This window comes from Proteiniclasticum sp. (assembly GCF_003514505.1).
Lineage (GTDB): Bacteria > Bacillota > Clostridia > Clostridiales > Clostridiaceae > Proteiniclasticum.
The window spans coordinates 213,149-230,147 of the sequence record NZ_DOPX01000016.1; the positions used below are offsets into that span (position 1 = coordinate 213,149).

The following is a 16,999-nucleotide window of genomic DNA, read 5'->3' on the forward strand; positions in this document are numbered from 1 at the left end:
CCGTTATGAGAGTATACAATCCGAAAGACCTGCAATCCTATCAGTATGTTTTTTTCACAGGCAAGGGGGGAGTCGGCAAAACTTCTGCAGCTTCGGCTTCAGCAGTGGCTTTGGCTGAGATTGGAAAGAAGGTTCTTCTGGTAAGTACGGATCCCGCCTCAAATCTTCAGGATCTTTTTGAGCTCAAAGCTTCCAATGAGAAGACAGAAGTGGAGAGTGTGAAAAATCTGTACCTGATGAATCTTGATCCGATTGTATCTGCTGAAAGGTACAAGGAATCTGTAGTAGCTCCTTACCGGGGCATCTTGCCAGACGTTGCTATCCAGAACATGGAGGAGCAGCTTTCTGGATCCTGCACTGTGGAAGTGGCTGCATTCAATGAGTTCACCACGCTTCTGGCAGATAAAACGATCCAGGAAGAGTTTGATCACATTCTGTTTGATACAGCACCAACGGGTCATACGTTAAGAATGCTGGAGCTGCCCTCTGCCTGGACCAGTTTTCTGGACCAAAACACCTCAGGGGCATCCTGTTTAGGGCAGCTGTCAGGGCTCACAGAAAGCAGGGAGGTCTATAAAGGAGCGGTAGAAGTATTAAAGGACAAGAAAAAGACAAGGATGGTGCTGGTCACAAGACCGGACAGAGCACCACTTCTGGAGGCTTCCCGAGCATCGAAAGAACTGAAGGAGCTTGGCGTCAGAAATCAGCTTCTTCTCGTCAATGGGCTCATCACAGAGGAACGTCCAGAAGGTGTCCTGGAGATGATGAAGCTGAAGCAGGAGCACGCTTGGCATGAGAAACCAGAAGAACTTGAGAATATGGAAACTTTCTATATTCCCCTAAGGTCTTATGCTATGGATTCAGTGGAAAACATCAGAAGAATGCTTACAAGCACTTCAGGAAGGTATGTGAACGAAGAACATGAAGCTCATTCTTCCATGGATTTTCAGCTGCTGCTGGAAGAGATCCGAAAAGACGGCACCAGAGTTCTCTTTACCATGGGGAAAGGAGGAGTTGGAAAGACAACTGTAGCTTCGGCTATGGCGATGTATTTTGCAAAAAATGGAGTGAAAGTGCATCTGACAACAACAGATCCAGCGAATCATCTGACGGAAACGGTTGATGCATCGGAGAACTTGAAGGTTTCCTTTATCGATGAAGAAGAAGAGCTTAGGCGATATAAAGAAGAGGTCCTGAAAAAAGCGGAGGGAGCTTCAAAAGAAGATCTTGCTTATATAGAAGAAGACCTTCGAAGTCCCTGTACCCAGGAGATTGCCATTTTCAGGAAGTTTGCAGAGATTGTTCATGGAAGCGGAGAAGAGCTTCTGATTATTGACACAGCACCAACGGGGCATACTTTGCTCCTTTTGGACAGCACAGAGAGTTACCATAAAGAAGTAGAGAGAAGCCAGGGAGAAATTCCGGAAGCGGTAAGAACACTTCTGCCCAGACTTAGAAATAAGAAAGAGACCAAAGTGTTCATTGTATCACTTCCTGAACCCACTCCATTTTATGAAGCGAAGAGGTTGAAGGAAGACCTCATTAGAGCAGGAATTCATGTGGACAGCTGGATTCTCAATCAGACGCTAGAGCAGCTCTCTGATCACTCCCTTTTTGTCCGAGAGAAACAGAAAGAAGAGCGTAAATGGGCCAATCGGGTCTACGAAGAGATGGAAGGACGTTTTGTGATGATTCCATGGAGTAAAGAGGAACTAAAGGGAGAATCGCTCTTAAGTCTGATTCCTTAGAAACTTCATTGAACTTTGCTCTGAGCATTTCGTCGGCCTAATTCATAATGTTCACAGTTTTTTTCTAAAGTCTTCATGAGCGTCTCAGAAGATGTTTGTATAATGTAACTACAAATCAACTGGAAAGGGGATGGTGAACATGTTGGAAGCAAAAGATGCATATTGCGTGAACTGTGAAAAAATCACTTATTTCATTCCTGTAGAGGGAGGCTATGAATGTCAGAGCTGTAAATCTCTGAACACCATGCGGGGCATGAAAGACATCCATGAGGATCCGTCCCAGAAAGCGGACACAGTGGTGGATCTCAATCTACCGGAAGATATTTTTTGAAGAACTGAGAAAGAGAGGCAGGGAGAAATCCTTGCCTTTTCAATTGATATGAAAGAAAAAAGAAGGTAAACTAGTAAGAGTAGCAAAATAAGTCCTTGGGAGTATGAAATGCTGACAAATAAATTTCGGGAAACACTCATGAAAGAAGAAATCATTGTACAAGGAGACAAGATACTTGTTGCCTTTTCGGGCGGGATAGATTCTGTCGCGCTTTTAAACCTTCTTCTCGAAGTGAGAGAGTCTTTTGGATTAAGGCTAGGAGCTGCTCATCTCAATCACGGTTATAGAGAGAATGCGGATGCCGATGAGGCCTTCTGCAGAAGTTTTTGTGAAGAAAAGGAAGTACCATTTTTCTCCAGAAAAATGGATGTGGAAGCCTATGCGAAAGCGGAGAAGGTTTCCTTTGAAATGGCCGGAAGAACACTCCGATATGCCTTCTTTGAAGAAGTGATGAAGGAAAAAGGATTCTCAAAATGTGCCACCGCCCATCATTTGGATGATCAGGTGGAGACGGTTTTTCTGAATCTTATGAGAGGCACGGGATTAAAAGGCCTTACGGGGATCTCTCCCCTTCGTGGCCGTTATGTGAGACCGCTGCTTTCCTATAAGAAGAGTGAGCTTTTGGCGTATCTTGAAAAGAATCAGATTTCATTCCGTCATGACCATACCAACGATGAAGTGGAGTATCAGAGAAACCGGATCAGAAATGAAGTGCTGCCTTATCTGGAAAAGCACTTCAATGCAGACGTTTCAGAAAGCATCTCCAGGATGACAGGGCTTCTTGTGGAAGATCTGAAATTCATTGAAGGGGAAGTGGAAAAGGCAAAAGAGCTTTTCCTCCAGGAAGCAGGTGACCAGGTTCGGTTTTCTAAAAAGGTGAAGGATCTTCCATATGCCATTTCCTCCAGGCTTCTCATGGAGGCAGTCCAAAGGGTGAAAGGAAATCTCAGGGATATTGAAGAGGTCCATATCAGAGATCTTCTTCAGCTATTTCTGAAGGAGACAGGAAAAAAACTGGATATCAAAGAAGGAATACAGGGAAGAAATGACTATGGAGACCTCCTGATTGAAATAAAAAAAGAAAAGACAGAAAGGGAAAATTCGATGCTGCACGAAGTGCTGAGTATACCAGGAACCTATCATGTAAAAGGCCAGAAAATCACACTCCGTTATATTGAACGGGAAGAGATGAAAAAAGACAAACAGCTCCGGTTCTTCAATGGGGATCTCATCAATGGGGAAATCCTTGTGAGACACAGAGATGAGGGGGACCGGATGAGACCTTTCGGTATGAATGGATACCGGAAGCTGAAGAATATTCTCATTGACAGGAAGGTCAGCCGGGAGGACCGGGAAGAGCTTCTGGTGTTCCAGTATGAAAAAGACATCATCTACATTGGTCACATGATGATCAGTGAAGACTATAAAGTACGAGAGAAAACAGAGAGAATCCTGGAAATCGGGATATTTGAGGAGGAAATGAAATGATTGCAAATGATGTGAAGGATATCCTGATCAGTCGGGAAGCTTTGGCGGACAAATGTAAAGAACTGGGTGCGAAAATCAGTAAAGACTATGAAGGCAAGGAACTTGTTCTTGTGGGAATTCTCAAGGGCTCTGTGGTGTTTATGACAGATCTTATGAAAGAAATCACCATACCCTGCAATATCGAATTCATGGAAGTATCCAGCTATGGGTCTGGAGCAGAAAGCTCAGGCGTCGTAAAAATCATCAAGGATCTGGATGAGGACGTCACGGGGAAACACATCCTCATCGTAGAAGATATCATAGATACAGGACTCACCCTAAGCTATCTTGTAGAATACCTGAAAGCAAGAAAAGCAGCAGGAACGGACATTGTGTGCCTGCTCAATAAAAAGGAAAGAAGAGTAAGAGATATCCCTGTGACCTATGTAGGATTTGAAGTGCCGGATGAGTTTATCATTGGCTATGGCATCGACTATGCGGAAAAGTACAGAAATCTTCCATACGTAGCGTCTCTCAAGGATGAAGTTTACAAAAAATAGGCAAAAAAATAATGTTAAGTTTAAGGTTTATGGAGTATAATAAGTAGCATACAATTTAATTGAGGCTTCTGCTTCATAATACAAAGTAACAGAGGAAAGGAGCGGGTAATTCAGTTTACCTGATAATACGATGAATACGACTAAAAGAGGACCAAATCTTTTCAGCTTCATCGCTGTGATCATGCTGCTTGTCATTGCTATGATCTATTTCAGCGATTTGGATGCGCAAAAAAATTCCATATCATTCAATGAGTTCACCACGGCTTATTCTGAAAACAAGGTAAAAGAGATCAATGTAGCTTCTGATGGCATGACCATCCGGGGCGTAATGACCGATGACACCATTTTCACAACGGTAGCAGCACCAGAAAGACTGGCACAGTTTTTAAATGAAAACAATAATGAGGCTGTTGTGGAACGCTATGCCCCAAGATCTGATTTCTCCATCTGGACGGTGATTACACCGCTGCTTCTATTGGGTGGTGTGGTGTTCTTCATCTTCTTTATGAACAAGCAGAACCAGAATATGGGCTCCAGCAACCGGAATGCCATGAATTTCGGTAAAAGCAGAGCCAAAATGGCAAACCCGGACAATAAAACCGTCACATTTAAAGATGTGGCTGGAGCAGAAGAAGAAAAATTTGAACTTCAGGAAGTGGTGGAGTTTTTAAGAAACCCCAAGAAGTATCTTGAAGTTGGCGCTAGAATTCCTAAGGGGATTTTGCTTGTAGGACCTCCAGGAACCGGTAAAACCCTTCTTGCAAAGGCAGCAGCCGGAGAAGCTGGGGTACCGTTCTTCAGTATTTCAGGTTCAGACTTTGTTGAAATGTTTGTCGGTGTCGGAGCTTCCCGAGTGCGTGACATGTTTGAACAGGCTAAGAAAAATGCACCATGTATCATTTTCATCAATGAAGGCATCATCATGGTGGCAGCCACCAACAGACCGGATATCCTTGACAATGCACTCCTAAGACCAGGCCGTTTCGACAGACAGATTGCGGTAGGGTATCCCGATGCTAAGGGCAGAGAAGAGATTCTCAAGGTTCATGTACGCAAGAAGCCTCTTGGAGAAGATGTGAATCTGGAAGCCCTGGCGAAGATGACCAGCGGATTTACAGGCGCAGATCTTGAAAATCTCACCAATGAAGCGGCACTTCTTGCGGTGCGTGCCAATAAAAAGTTCATCACCATGCGTGAACTGGATGAAGCCATCACCAGAGTCATTGCTGGAACAGAAAAGAAATCCAGAGTGGTTTCTGACCATGAAAGAAGACTTACTGCGTATCATGAGGCCGGGCATGCCATCATCGGCAGAGTCCTCCCCAATATGGATCCAGTCCATCAGATCAGCATCATTCCAAGAGGGATGGCAGGTGGATACACCATGCATATGCCGACGGAAGACCGCTCTTATATGAGTAAATCCAGAATGATGGACAGCATGGTTGCGCTACTAGGTGGACGTGTGGCGGAGTCCCTGGTTCTGAAGGATATTTCCACAGGAGCCAAAAATGACATCGACCGCGTTTCCAGAATCGCAAGAGCCATGGTTACTGAATATGGTATGAGTGAAAAGGTGGGGACTATTTCCTTTGGAGAAGATCAGGAAGTGTTCCTGGGACGTGATTTTTCAAAGTCTAAGAACTTCTCTGAGAAGATGGGAGAACTCATCGATGATGAAGTGAAAGAGCTGGTGGATAACTCCTATAAGAGAGCAGAAGAGATTCTGAAAGAGAACATCGACAAGCTCCATCTTCTTGCTGAAAAACTTCTGGAATTTGAGAAGATTGAAGCAGAAGAGTTTGAAGAACTCTTCACCACTGGGAACATCACCAAACGTACCCATGGAGAGATGCCTTTGGAGAAGAAGAATGACTCTGTAAAAAAAGCAGAGAAAGAGATCTCCAAAGAAGAAGATACCAAAGAAGAGAACTTTACAGGCAATCCTCTGACAGAGGCTTGAAAACAGGTGTAGTTCAAGCTGAAACAGAGCAGTCAGAAAAGGCAGTGAAGCTGCCTTTTCTTTTGGGAATTTATGTAAATGATTACAGAAACTTCACCTTTCCATGTTTCGGGAATGGAGAAGGGGTGCTATAATTAAATGGATTGGAGGTGTTCATTTGACAGAAAAACTCATTGGACTGGAAAAAGAATTTAGACGGTCTGTAGAAGAAAAAGATACCGCTGAGATGTTAGGATCCGGAGATTTACCGGTATACGGCACACCGGGACTCATTGCTTTCATGGAATATGGGGCGAAGGAATGCCTTGCGCCATATCTATCTTCGGAAGAGACCACGGTGGGCATTTCTATGGAAATGAAACATGTGAGAGCCAGCCTTGTTGGTGCAGACGTCTTGCTGAAGGTAAAGATTACGGAGGCATCTGGGAAGAAAGTGAAGTTTCATCTCTTGGCCTTTGAAAAGGAACATCTTCTGGGAGAAGCGCATCATGAGAGAGTTCTTGTGAACCGGCAGAAGTTCATGGATAAATTGCATAACTCTTAAATTAATATATAGAACTGGGAGGTACATATTGTTGAAAACCGATATTCAAATCGCTCAAGAATCCACCATGCTCCACATCAGAGATGTGGCAGGGAAGATAGGTCTTTCTGAGGATGACCTGGACCTTTATGGCAAGTATAAAGCCAAGATCTCTTTGGATGTGCTGAAGAGAAACAAGGACAAGGAAGATGCCAAGCTAATTCTTGTCACTGCCATCAATCCCACTCCTGCAGGGGAAGGAAAGTCCACCGTGACCGTAGGACTTGGTCAGGCGCTGAACAGAATCGGCAAGAAGACAGTCATTGCATTGCGTGAACCATCTTTAGGCCCCGTTTTTGGTGTAAAAGGCGGAGCTGCAGGTGGAGGATACAGCCAGGTTGTTCCCATGGAAGACATCAATCTTCATTTTACTGGAGATATGCACGCCATCACCACCACGAACAACCTCTTGGCAGCAGCCATCGACAACCATATTCATCAGGGAAATGCGCTGAACCTGGATATCCGAAGAATTCTTTTCAAGAGAGTCATGGATATGAACGACAGATCCTTAAGACAGGTGAATGTAGGACTTGGCGGAAAGCCAAACGGATTCCCGAGAGAAGACGGATTTATGATCACCGTTGCTTCTGAAGTCATGGCCATTCTTTGTCTTGCCACTTCTTTGGAAGACCTGAAAGAAAGAATGGGTGAGATCATGATTGGTTATAATCTTCAGGGAGAGCCGGTATTTGCCAAAGACCTGAAAGTGCAGGGAGCCATGGCGCTTCTCATGAAAGATGCCATCATGCCAAACCTTGTCCAGACCCTGGAAAACACACCCGCCATCATCCATGGTGGACCTTTTGCGAATATTGCCCATGGCTGCAACAGCATCCTGGCCACTCAGACCGCACTGAAGCTTGGAGACTATGTAGTAACAGAAGCTGGATTTGGTGCGGATCTTGGCGCAGAGAAGTTCCTGGACATCAAGTGCAGATTCGGTGGGCTGAACCCAAGTGCTGTGGTCATCGTGGCCACGGTAAGAGCCCTGAAACATCACGGCGGTGTTCTGAAAGCAGATCTTTCCACACCTAATGTGGATGCGCTGAAAAAAGGAATTGTGAACCTGGAGAAACAGATTGAGAACATCAGAAAGTTCAATCTGGAGCCTGTGGTTGCCATCAACAGATTCATGTCCGATTCCGTGGAGGAGCTTCAGTTCATTGAAGAGTTCCTAAACAATATCCACGTGAATGTGGCTCTTACGGAAGTATGGGAAAAGGGCGGAGAAGGCGGAGAGGCTCTTGCGCATAAAGTTGTGGAAGTTGCTGAAAAATCCGGAACCTATAAACCGCTGTATGACGTGGAAAAATCCATCAAAGAAAAGATAGAGACCATTGTAAAAGAGATTTATGGTGGAAGCTCTGTGGCTTACAGCGCACAGGCTGAGAAAACCATCAAAGAGATTGAAGCCATGGGACTCCATAAAAAACCCATCTGCATGGCCAAGACCCAGTACTCTTTATCCGATAATCCGAAGCTTCTGGGGGCACCCAAGAACTTTGAAGTGAAAGTCAATGAAGTGAAACTCAGTAACGGCGCAGGCTTTATTGTATGCCTCACCGGTGACATCATGACCATGCCGGGCCTTCCAAAGGTACCTGCAGCAAATCTCATGGACATCGACGAAGAAGGAAATATTGTGGGGCTGTTCTAGAGGATAAAAATGGCGGTGATTCCAAAGAATCACCGCTTATTTTGTTAGGGTGCTGTTTTTTCGCGCTTCTTTTCTGAACTCTGCAGGAGTGCGCCCCAGCTTTTTCTTGAAGGTCTGGGTAAAATAGGACTGAGAATTGAAGCCTACGATGTTTGAAATCTGTGAGATGGTGTGATGTGTAGTTTCCAGAAGGTGTTTGGATTCCTCAATTCTTTTGTCTATGAGATAATGGATAGGCGTCGTATCAAAGTGCTTTTTGAACACATGGACCAGATAGTATTTATCAAGATAGGTCTCATTGGCCAAAGTGTCCAGGGTGATGGGCTCTGAGTAGTGGATGTCAATATAGTTCTTGATGTAGGTGCATTCTTTGGTGGTGTTTTTCTGTGGTGCGAGCCTCAAAGGTGCTTTGGTCCTTCGAACCAGATTAAGGAGCAGGATGTTCAGGTAGTTCTGGCAGATGTACTCATAAGCATCCTCCTTCTTTTCCACCTCACTGATGAGAGACTGGAATACGGTCAGGATTTCTTCCCGGTACTTGCGGTAATTATGAAAACTGTAAAGACTCTCTTCCTGAGAATGGCCTGTCTCCTGAAGGGATAAAGAGAGCCCGTCGATGCCCAGCACAATATACTCCAATGGATTCGCATCCTTGGAGGACTCTGTATGCACTACATTGGCGTTGACTATGACAAGGTCATCCTCCACCACATGGAAGGTTTTGTCTTCAATGAGAAAGTTCCCGGATCCTTTCACCACATAGAAAAGTTCTGTGAAGGGATGACTGTGCATGGTGGAGTGCCAGTCTTTTTCGTAGCGTGCCTTGGAGACATAGATGAGACTGGCGGAAATCCGTTCGTTGTTGTGGTTGATGATCTTATAGACAATATTGGACAAACTGGCAGCTCCTTTCCTCTGGACATGTAATCCTTTTACCTTATTATAAAACAATTATCTGATATAGCAATATAATGATAATTCATCACAAGATAATGATACTAAAAACGTTTACCGAAATTTATACTAAAGATAACAAGTTGCGTAGAGCAATGATTAACTAGGAGGGTCCCATGAAGAAAATTTTAGCACTTCTTATGTCCATTACCCTGGTCGTTGGCCTTTCAGCCTGCGGTCAGAAAACTGAAGATGATCCTGTTACTCCAGGAGGTACAGAAACACCATCAGAAACCCCTGGCGAAACCGAAGAAAGAACCCTGAAGATTGCGGGTCTAGAGGGAGGATACGGAAAAGAGCATTGGATGGCCGTTGCCGAGAAGTTTGAGGCAAACAATCCTGGCGTTACTGTGGAACTGACACTGGAAAAGAACATCGAAGATGTTCTGAGACCTCAGATTCAGGCCATGAATGTACCGGATCTTATGTATATCTCTGTAGGCCGTGAAGGTATGATGACAGAAACTCTCATCAAAGAAAATGCTGTTGTGGATATCACAGATGTGCTCTCCATGAAAGTTCCTGGAGAAGAAGTCACCGTTGGTGAAAAAATCATCCCAGGCTTTACCGATACGCTGATCACCAATCCTTATGGAGATGGCAAGACTTACCTGGCACCTCTTTTCTATGGACCAACAGGACTGTTCTATAACAGCGGTCTGGTGGGAGAAGGAAAGACCTATGCCCTTCCAGAAACCTTTGAAGAGCTTTTTGCACTGAATGAGACAGCAAAAGCCAATGGAAGCTCCCTGTTCACCTATCCTACCACAGGATACTTTGATGCGTTCTTCTATGCACTGGTCAATGAGGTGGGTGGTGCTGACTTCTTCAACAAGGCCATGACCTTTGATGTGGAAACCTGGAACAGCGATACCATGAAAGAAGTTTTCGCTATCGTTGGTGAACTTGTTTCCTACAATCATCCTGACACAGTGGCCCAGGCAAACAATGAAGGATTCACCAAGAACCAGCAGCTGATTCTGGACAACAAAGCACTGTTTATTCCAAACGGTACCTGGCTGCCAGGAGAAATGGAAAAAGCACCAAGAGCAGAAGGCTTTGAGTGGGGATTCACCGCACTGCCAGCAGTGGAAAAGGGTGGAGACCGCTACTCCTATACATTCTTTGAACAGATGTACATTCCTGAAGGTGCAAAAGAAGCAGATCTTGCAAAAGAGTTCATTGCGTACATGTACTCAGATGAAGCAGCAAAGATCATCTATGAGAAGTCCGGTGCAGTTATGCCTGTGACTACAGCCTCCTCCTTCATGACGGATGAGGATCCAAACAAGCTTTACTATTCTGTATATGACGATGGAGCAAAGGCAGCCATGGGCGGTTTCCAGTCTGCGCCAGCAGTGGAAGGTGTAGATCTTGTGAGCAGCACCGGAATTCTCTTTGGCACCATCAATTCTGTAGCCACAGGAGATAAGACAGTGGATACATGGCATCAGGAAGTTGTGGATGCAGTGACCAAAATCAGTGCAGCAATGAACAACTAATGAGTTGATTTTACGGATGACCACGGTGGAAGAAAACTCTTCCACCGTTCATTTTTGAAAGGGGTGATATGAATGAAAGACAGAGCAAAGAAAAGATTCATCGCTGCCTGCATTGCGCCGGCCTTGATCCTTGTTCTTGTATTTATGGCGTATCCTACGCTGAATGTCTTCATCATGTCTTTATACAAATGGGGAGGTCTCTCGAGAAACAAGACCTTCGTTGGACTGAATAATTTTCTTCTACTCACAAAGGACACCAATTTTATACGGTCCCTGCAGAACACCCTGATGATCATTGTCCTTGTCACCATGGTGACGCTTTCTGTGGCCATGATCTTCGCCTCTATTCTTGTGCGGGAAAAGATCAAAGGGCAGAATTTTTTCAGAATTGTGTTCTACATACCGAATATCCTGTCAGTGGTGGTAATTTCTTCCATCTTCTCGGCCATCTATGACCCCAGTATGGGACTTCTCAATGGACTATTAAGAGGCATCCGTGGAGAGGGATTTGAGAACATCCAGTGGCTGGGCAATCAGAAAATCGTGCTCTATGCCATCATCGTGGCCATGATCTGGCAGGCGGTGGGCTACTACATGGTCATGTACATGGCCAGTATGAGCAGCATCCCGGTCCATCTTTACGAAGCGGCAGATATTGAGGGCGCTGGCAAAGTCAAGCAGTTCTTCAACATCACCTTGCCTCTCGTGTGGGATACGGTGAGGACCACCTTGACCTTTTATGTCATCAGCTCCATCAATCTGAGTTTTCTTTTTGTGAAGGTGATGACCTCCGGAGGACCTGACGGTGCCTCCAATGTAATTTTGAACTATATGTACAACCAGGCGTATACCAATTCCAGTTACGGATATGGTATGTCCATTGGTGTTGTGATCTTTCTCTTTTCGTTCCTCTTGTCTCTTCTTGTGAACAAGCTGACGAAACGGGAACAGTACCAGTATTAATAGGAGGAACGGATGAAAAAGAAAAAGATCAATCTCTATAAGCTCTTCATCTATAGTGCACTGATTGCCCTTGCAGTCAGTATCATCGTTCCGGTTCTCTGGGTTTTCATGGCTTCCGTCAAAGACAATCAGGAGTTTTACGGAAATCCCTGGAGCCTGCCTAAAGCCATCCGCTGGGAGAACTTCAAAGAAGCGGTGGAGATTGCCAATATGGGAGAGTACTTCACAAACTCCATTGTGGTGACGGCCCTGGCCATTGGCATTCTTCTTCTGGTCTCTATTCCCTGTGCCTATGCTCTTGCAAGATTTGAGTTTAAAGGACGGAAAATCCTCTCGGGCATTTTTCAGGCGGGGATTTTTATCAACGTGAACTACATCGTCGTACCGATATTTCTGATGCTTCTTGATTGGGACATCGCTCTTCGGGGACGCTTTGACAGAGGATTCTTCCTGGACAACCGGTTTGTGCTGGCCCTGGTGTATGCAGCCACAGCCATTCCTTTTACTGTATATCTTCTGTCCAATTATTTCAGAACCATTCCCAAGGAGTTTGAGGAAGCGGCCAGTGTGGATGGAGCCAGCCACTTCAAAACCATGGTGTCTATTATGATACCCATGGCAAAACCCAGCATCATCACGGTGATTCTGTTCAACTTCCTGGCCTTTTGGAATGAATATATTATTGCCCTGACTCTAATGCCCAGCGGCACCAAAACGCTGCCGGTGGGACTGATCAATCTGATGCAGTCCCAAAGAGGTGCGGCAAACTATGGTCCTATGTACGCTGGTCTTGTGCTGGTGATGCTGCCGACCTTGATTCTCTATGTGCTTGTACAAAAGAAACTAACTGAAGGAATGACTGTTGGAGGAGTGAAAGGATAATATGAGTAAAACAAAAGGTCGAGTGACCTTGCCAAGTGAAACGGGGTTTTTGGAAGAAACCAAGGAAATGATGGAGCGCTGGGGCGCTGATGCCATCAGAGACAGTGACGGCACAAAGCTTTCAGAAGATCTGAAAAACCTGGATGCCAAAATCTACACAACCTATTTTGTCAGCAGAGGACATAATGATTTTTCAAGAAATCATATGGATGAAACCCAGTCCATGTATCTCATGAGCCGCCATACTTTAGCGGTGGACACCACTCTCCGCATTTCTTTTATGGACGGATATTTCCGCCAGCAGGTGACGCCGGATTACGTTCATGACCCCAAAGTCTATTGGGAAGTCATAGACCGGACCATGGATGAAGTCGTACCTTTGGAGAACTGGGAACTTTCCTTTGAAAGTGATGAGGTGATTTTGAAAGATATCACGCCTTACCATGAGTACACCGTGTCTTTCCTGGTGAAAGCCATCTGGGATCCCACCCAGATGTACAACCACATCACCAACAACTGGGGAGACAAAGAGCACGACATTCCCTTTGATGTGAGAAAGAAGCACTCCAATGAATACATCCATAGTTACATGACCAAGTGGCTGGAAGAGAATCCAAGAACGGACGTCGTAAGATTCACCACTTTCTTCTATCATTTCACTTTGGTGTTCAATGATCTTGGAAAAGAGAAGTTTGTGGACTGGTTCGGATACAGCGCCAGCATTTCTGTAGATGCTTTAGAAGCCTTTGCCAAGGAAAAGGGCTACAGACTCCGCCCAGAGCATATTGTGGACAAAGGATACTATAATACAGCTTTCCGAGTGCCCACAAAGGAGTATCTGGACTTTATTGACTTCCAGAGCGCTTATGTGGCAGACCAGGCGAAAAAACTGGTGGATGAGGTGCACAGGCACGGAAAAGAAGCCATGATGTTCCTGGGAGACAACTGGATTGGCACAGAGCCCTACGGCAAGTACTTCCCGAAAATCGGGTTAGATGCTGTGGTCGGCTCCGTAGGCGGGGGAGCAACCCTTCGGATGATTTCCGAGATTCCAGGAGTAAAGTACACGGAAGGAAGATTCCTGCCGTACTTTTTCCCGGATACCTTCCGGGAAGGCAATGATCCTACCATCGAAGCTAAAGAAAACTGGAGAATGGCCAGACGTGCCATCATGAGAAAGCCTGTGGACCGGATTGGATACGGCGGATACCTTTCTCTTGCCTATCAGTTCCCTAATTTTGTGGATTATATCGAAAAGGTTACAGATGAATTTAGAGAAATCTACGACAACATTAAAGGAAAAAAACCATACACAGGACTCAAAGTAGCGGTTCTAAATTCCTGGGGTACCCTCAGGTCCTGGCAGACCCATATGGTAGCCCATGCACTGTGGTATAAGCAGATCTACTCCTACTTGGGTATTTTGGAAGCCTTAAGTGGAGACAGCGTCGAAGTATCCTTCCTGTCTTTCGAAGATGTGAAAACCAATGGCGTGCCACAGGATGTGGACGTTATTCTCAATGCAGGGGATGCAGGAACTGCATTTTCTGGTGGAGAGGAGTGGCTGGATGAGAAGCTTGTCACCACCATCAGAAAATGGGTCCATGAAGGCGGCGGATTCATCGGGGTGGGAGAACCTTCTGCGGTGCATCATGGCGGACGATACTTCCAGCTGGCAGACATTCTTGGCGTGGACAAAGAGCTGGGCTTCAGTCTCAGCACAGACAAATACTTCCACACAGCCAAAGAGAAGCATTTCATCACAGAGGGGATAGAATCTTCACTGGACTTTGGTGAAGGCATGAAAAATATTTATGCTTTAGGAAAAGACACCGAAATTTTAAGCTACCATGACGGTCAGGTGGAGCTCTCTGCCCATGACTTCGGGAAAGGAAGAGGCATCTACATTGCAGGACTTCCCTTCAACTTTGAGAATGCAAGGCTCCTTCATAGGTCCATGTATTATGCAGCCCATAAGGAAGAGGACCTTCATAAGCTTTTTGCCGAAAATATTTATGTGGAAGTGCATGGATATCCGGAGATTGGAAGATATGCTCTGGTGAACAATACTGATATAGAGCAAGAAACTGCAGTCTATGATGAACAGGGCAGAAAGACCGTGACGGTTCTAGCGCCCCAGGAGATCAGATGGATGGAGATGGAGAAAAATGAAGAGTAAGACGATTCTTATGACAGGAGTTTTCCTGGCAGGACTGGTGCTCCTCTTTACAGGTCATAGAATACAAGGTCTGGCAGGTCTGGGGATCATGATCCTCGGCCTGGGCCTTCTTCTTGGAGATCTTTATCTTTATAACGCGGCACAACGCTAAGGAGGGGAAGGATGAACAGACAAAAGAGAGAAAAAACGCTGCTGGTTATGGCTGCGGGCATGGGCTCAAGGTTTGGCGGCCTGAAACAGCTGACCCCTGTAGGTCCATCCGGAGAGTGCATTCTGGAGTACTCCATGTTTGATGCGTTCAGACATGGATTCACAAAAGTTGTGCTGATGATCCGCAAGGAGAATCAGCATCTCTTTGAAGAAGCCTTTGCGGACAAAATGAATCCTTATGGAAAGATTGCCTATGCCTATCAGAAGAAAGAAGATGTGCCGAAGGGGATTGGTGAGGACGCTCTGTCTTCAGAACGTAAAAAACCCTGGGGAACAGGACAGGCGGTATATGCGGCACGACACGAAATCAGCGGACCTTTTATGGTCATCAATGCCGATGATTTTTACGGAGAAGAAACCTTCGAGAAGATGTCCGGTATACTGGATAGATTGGATGAAAAGCAGGGAGCGCTGGTTTCTTATGAGCTGGAGAAAACCATGAGCAGGTTCGGCAGCGTATCCCGGGGGCTCGTCACTGCGAAGGAAGACGGCATGCTTCTTCATGTGCGGGAAATCAAGGATCTTTCCTATGAGGGAGAAGACATCTGTTCTCAGGAATGTGCGGATCTGAAAGTGCTTCCCAGCCAGCCGGTATCCATGAATGTATGGGGATTTCATCCGACCATTTTCAGTCAGCTGGAGAAAGAATTCGCAGCGTTTCTCAAAACTTCAGGACAAGAACTGAAAAAAGAGTTTCTGCTGCCAGAAGCCATTCAGGCTCTTGTGGACAGGAAAGAGCTGGAGGTTCTGGTGAGAGAAAGTAAAGAAACCTGGTTGGGGATGACCTACTCGGAAGATAAACATTATGTAGCAGAAGGACTTCTTGAGAAAGTCCAAAAGGGGCAGTATCCCCGAAATCTGTGGGAGGAAGTATGAGAGAGGAACTAGAGAAGATTTTTCTTCCATTTTCAGAGGGTGGAAAAATCATAGAAATCATCAGATACGGAAAAGGACACATCAATGATACCTACCGCGTCAGTGTCCATATGGATAAAGACCTGGAAAAACGGTATATTCTCCAAAGAATCAACCGTTCCATATTCAAGGATCCTGTAGCGCTCATGGACAATATTGTAAAAGTCACAGAGTATCTGAAAGAATGTGTGGAAAAAGCAGGCGGAGATGTGGATAAAGAAGTGCTCCAAGTGGTCCATACGAAAGAAGGAGCCCATCATGTGCTTCATGAAGGGGAGTTCTACAGATGTTACCGCTTCATTGAAGGAGCGAGGTCCTACGAAATTGTGGGAGGTCCTGAGGATTTCTATAAATCCGGTCAGGCCTTAGGGAAGTTTCAGAGGCTGCTTGGAGAGTTTGAGGGAGAGACACTCCATGAGACCATCAAAGATTTCCACAACACAGAGAAACGCTTTGTGGACTTTCAGAAAGCTGTAGAAGATAACACTGCCAACCGCGCAATAGAGTGTGCGGATGAGATTCAGTTCTATCTGGAGAGAGAGAAGGACACAAAGATCATCAATGGACTGCTTCGGGAAGGAAGACTTCCGGTGCGTGTTACCCATAATGACACGAAATACAACAATGTCATGATTGATGATGAGACCAGAGAAGCGGTGTGTCTTGTGGATCTCGATACCGTTATGCCGGGAGTGTCGCTTTATGATTTTGGAGATGCCATACGGTCTGGAGCCACCACAGCCTTGGAGGATGAGAAAGATCTCAGCAAGGTGCATTTTGACCTGTCTCTTTTTGAAGCCTATGTACGTGGCTACTTCAGTCAGGGAGAGTTTTTGACGGACCTTGAGATTGAATACCTCCCTTTTGCAGCAAAAATCATGACCTACGAATGCGGCATGAGATTTCTGAAGGATTATCTGGAGGGAGACATCTACTACAAGATCTCCTATCCGGAGCACAATCTTCACAGAGCCCGAAATCAGATGAAGCTTGTTTCTGATATGGAGCGGGAGTATCAGCAGATGATTGAAATAATAAGGAAATACAGAAAATAGCCTTGACTCTATGGAAGGAAGTGTACT

15 protein-coding genes are annotated in these 16,999 nt (G+C 45.4%); 14 read left to right on the top strand and 1 reads right to left on the bottom strand.

Going from position 1 to position 16,999, the window contains the following annotated elements; genetic code table 11:
- Positions 1-5: 5 nt before the first annotated feature.
- From arsA to DEF30_RS05630, 7 genes are all read left to right on the top strand, one after another.
- Positions 6-1,748: an arsenical pump-driving ATPase gene (gene arsA / locus DEF30_RS05600; protein WP_294097310.1), complete on the top strand. Its 1,743-nt coding sequence runs from the start codon at positions 6-8 to the stop codon at positions 1,746-1,748.
- 139 nt (positions 1,749-1,887) lie between these two features.
- A complete protein-coding gene (locus tag DEF30_RS05605; protein WP_074911728.1) occupies positions 1,888-2,079 on the top strand; it encodes a hypothetical protein in 192 nt (63 codons plus the stop codon).
- Between the two features lie 108 nt (positions 2,080-2,187).
- Positions 2,188-3,567 carry a tRNA lysidine(34) synthetase TilS gene (gene tilS / locus DEF30_RS05610; RefSeq protein WP_294097316.1) on the top strand — a complete coding sequence of 460 codons (1,380 nt, stop codon included), beginning with the start codon at positions 2,188-2,190 and terminating at the stop codon, positions 3,565-3,567.
- A complete protein-coding gene (gene hpt / locus DEF30_RS05615) occupies positions 3,564-4,106 on the top strand; it encodes a hypoxanthine phosphoribosyltransferase (RefSeq protein WP_294097318.1) in 543 nt (180 codons plus the stop codon). The genes tilS and hpt overlap by 4 nt, the downstream gene beginning before the upstream one ends.
- Positions 4,107-4,236: 130 nt before the next feature.
- Positions 4,237-6,069, top strand: coding sequence for an ATP-dependent metallopeptidase FtsH/Yme1/Tma family protein (locus DEF30_RS05620; protein WP_366409426.1), 1,833 nt, complete (start codon positions 4,237-4,239; stop codon positions 6,067-6,069).
- A 157-nt stretch (positions 6,070-6,226) separates the two neighbouring features.
- Positions 6,227-6,613, top strand: a complete 387-nt coding sequence (locus DEF30_RS05625; RefSeq protein ID WP_294097320.1) for a thioesterase family protein — start codon at positions 6,227-6,229, stop codon at positions 6,611-6,613.
- 31 nt (positions 6,614-6,644) lie between these two features.
- On the top strand, positions 6,645-8,312 hold the full coding sequence (locus DEF30_RS05630) for a formate--tetrahydrofolate ligase (protein ID WP_294097358.1): 1,668 nt from the start codon (positions 6,645-6,647) through the stop codon (positions 8,310-8,312).
- Between the two features lie 36 nt (positions 8,313-8,348).
- On the opposite strand, the gene DEF30_RS05635 is transcribed toward DEF30_RS05630, so the two are convergent.
- On the bottom strand, positions 8,349-9,209 hold the full coding sequence (locus DEF30_RS05635) for an AraC family transcriptional regulator (RefSeq protein WP_294097321.1): 861 nt from the start codon (positions 9,207-9,209) through the stop codon (positions 8,349-8,351).
- Between the two features lie 173 nt (positions 9,210-9,382).
- Here DEF30_RS05635 and DEF30_RS05640 point away from each other — a divergent pair, with 173 nt between their 5' ends.
- From DEF30_RS05640 to DEF30_RS05670, 7 genes are all read left to right on the top strand, one after another.
- Complete coding sequence (locus DEF30_RS05640) at positions 9,383-10,768, top strand: carbohydrate ABC transporter substrate-binding protein (RefSeq protein WP_294097322.1); 1,386 nt, start codon at positions 9,383-9,385, stop codon at positions 10,766-10,768.
- Between the two features lie 72 nt (positions 10,769-10,840).
- On the top strand, positions 10,841-11,731 hold the full coding sequence (locus DEF30_RS05645; protein WP_294097324.1) for a sugar ABC transporter permease: 891 nt from the start codon (positions 10,841-10,843) through the stop codon (positions 11,729-11,731).
- Between the two features lie 12 nt (positions 11,732-11,743).
- Complete coding sequence (locus DEF30_RS05650) at positions 11,744-12,613, top strand: carbohydrate ABC transporter permease (RefSeq protein ID WP_294097326.1); 870 nt, start codon at positions 11,744-11,746, stop codon at positions 12,611-12,613.
- 1 nt (position 12,614) lies between these two features.
- Positions 12,615-14,792, top strand: coding sequence for a 1,3-beta-galactosyl-N-acetylhexosamine phosphorylase (gnpA, locus tag DEF30_RS05655; RefSeq protein ID WP_294097328.1), 2,178 nt, complete (start codon positions 12,615-12,617; stop codon positions 14,790-14,792).
- Positions 14,782-14,943 carry a hypothetical protein gene (locus tag DEF30_RS05660; RefSeq protein ID WP_294097330.1) on the top strand — a complete coding sequence of 54 codons (162 nt, stop codon included), beginning with the start codon at positions 14,782-14,784 and terminating at the stop codon, positions 14,941-14,943. Before gnpA ends, DEF30_RS05660 begins: the two co-directional genes overlap by 11 nt.
- A gap of 11 nt (positions 14,944-14,954) precedes the next feature.
- Positions 14,955-15,878 (top strand): sugar phosphate nucleotidyltransferase, encoded by a 924-nt coding sequence (locus tag DEF30_RS05665; RefSeq protein ID WP_294097332.1) that lies wholly within the window; start codon positions 14,955-14,957, stop codon positions 15,876-15,878.
- Positions 15,875-16,972, top strand: coding sequence for an aminoglycoside phosphotransferase family protein (locus tag DEF30_RS05670; RefSeq protein WP_294097334.1), 1,098 nt, complete (start codon positions 15,875-15,877; stop codon positions 16,970-16,972). Before DEF30_RS05665 ends, DEF30_RS05670 begins: the two co-directional genes overlap by 4 nt.
- Positions 16,973-16,999: the final 27 nt, after the last annotated feature.

Bases quoted from the DNA above. Each gene is read 5' to 3' on its own strand.
- DEF30_RS05645 (WP_294097324.1), top strand. From the start codon at position 10,841: ATGAAAGACAGAGCAAAGAAAAGATTCATCGCTGCCTGCATTGCGCCG.
- DEF30_RS05660 (WP_294097330.1), top strand. From the start codon at position 14,782: ATGAAGAGTAAGACGATTCTTATGACAGGAGTTTTCCTGGCAGGACTG.
- DEF30_RS05620 (WP_366409426.1), top strand. From the start codon at position 4,237: ATGAATACGACTAAAAGAGGACCAAATCTTTTCAGCTTCATCGCTGTG.
- DEF30_RS05650 (WP_294097326.1), top strand. From the start codon at position 11,744: ATGAAAAAGAAAAAGATCAATCTCTATAAGCTCTTCATCTATAGTGCA.
- tilS (WP_294097316.1), top strand. From the start codon at position 2,188: ATGCTGACAAATAAATTTCGGGAAACACTCATGAAAGAAGAAATCATT.
- DEF30_RS05640 (WP_294097322.1), top strand. From the start codon at position 9,383: ATGAAGAAAATTTTAGCACTTCTTATGTCCATTACCCTGGTCGTTGGC.
- arsA (WP_294097310.1), top strand. From the start codon at position 6: ATGAGAGTATACAATCCGAAAGACCTGCAATCCTATCAGTATGTTTTT.
- DEF30_RS05665 (WP_294097332.1), top strand. From the start codon at position 14,955: ATGAACAGACAAAAGAGAGAAAAAACGCTGCTGGTTATGGCTGCGGGC.
- gnpA (WP_294097328.1), top strand. From the start codon at position 12,615: ATGAGTAAAACAAAAGGTCGAGTGACCTTGCCAAGTGAAACGGGGTTT.
- DEF30_RS05670 (WP_294097334.1), top strand. From the start codon at position 15,875: ATGAGAGAGGAACTAGAGAAGATTTTTCTTCCATTTTCAGAGGGTGGA.
- DEF30_RS05605 (WP_074911728.1), top strand. From the start codon at position 1,888: ATGTTGGAAGCAAAAGATGCATATTGCGTGAACTGTGAAAAAATCACT.
- hpt (WP_294097318.1), top strand. From the start codon at position 3,564: ATGATTGCAAATGATGTGAAGGATATCCTGATCAGTCGGGAAGCTTTG.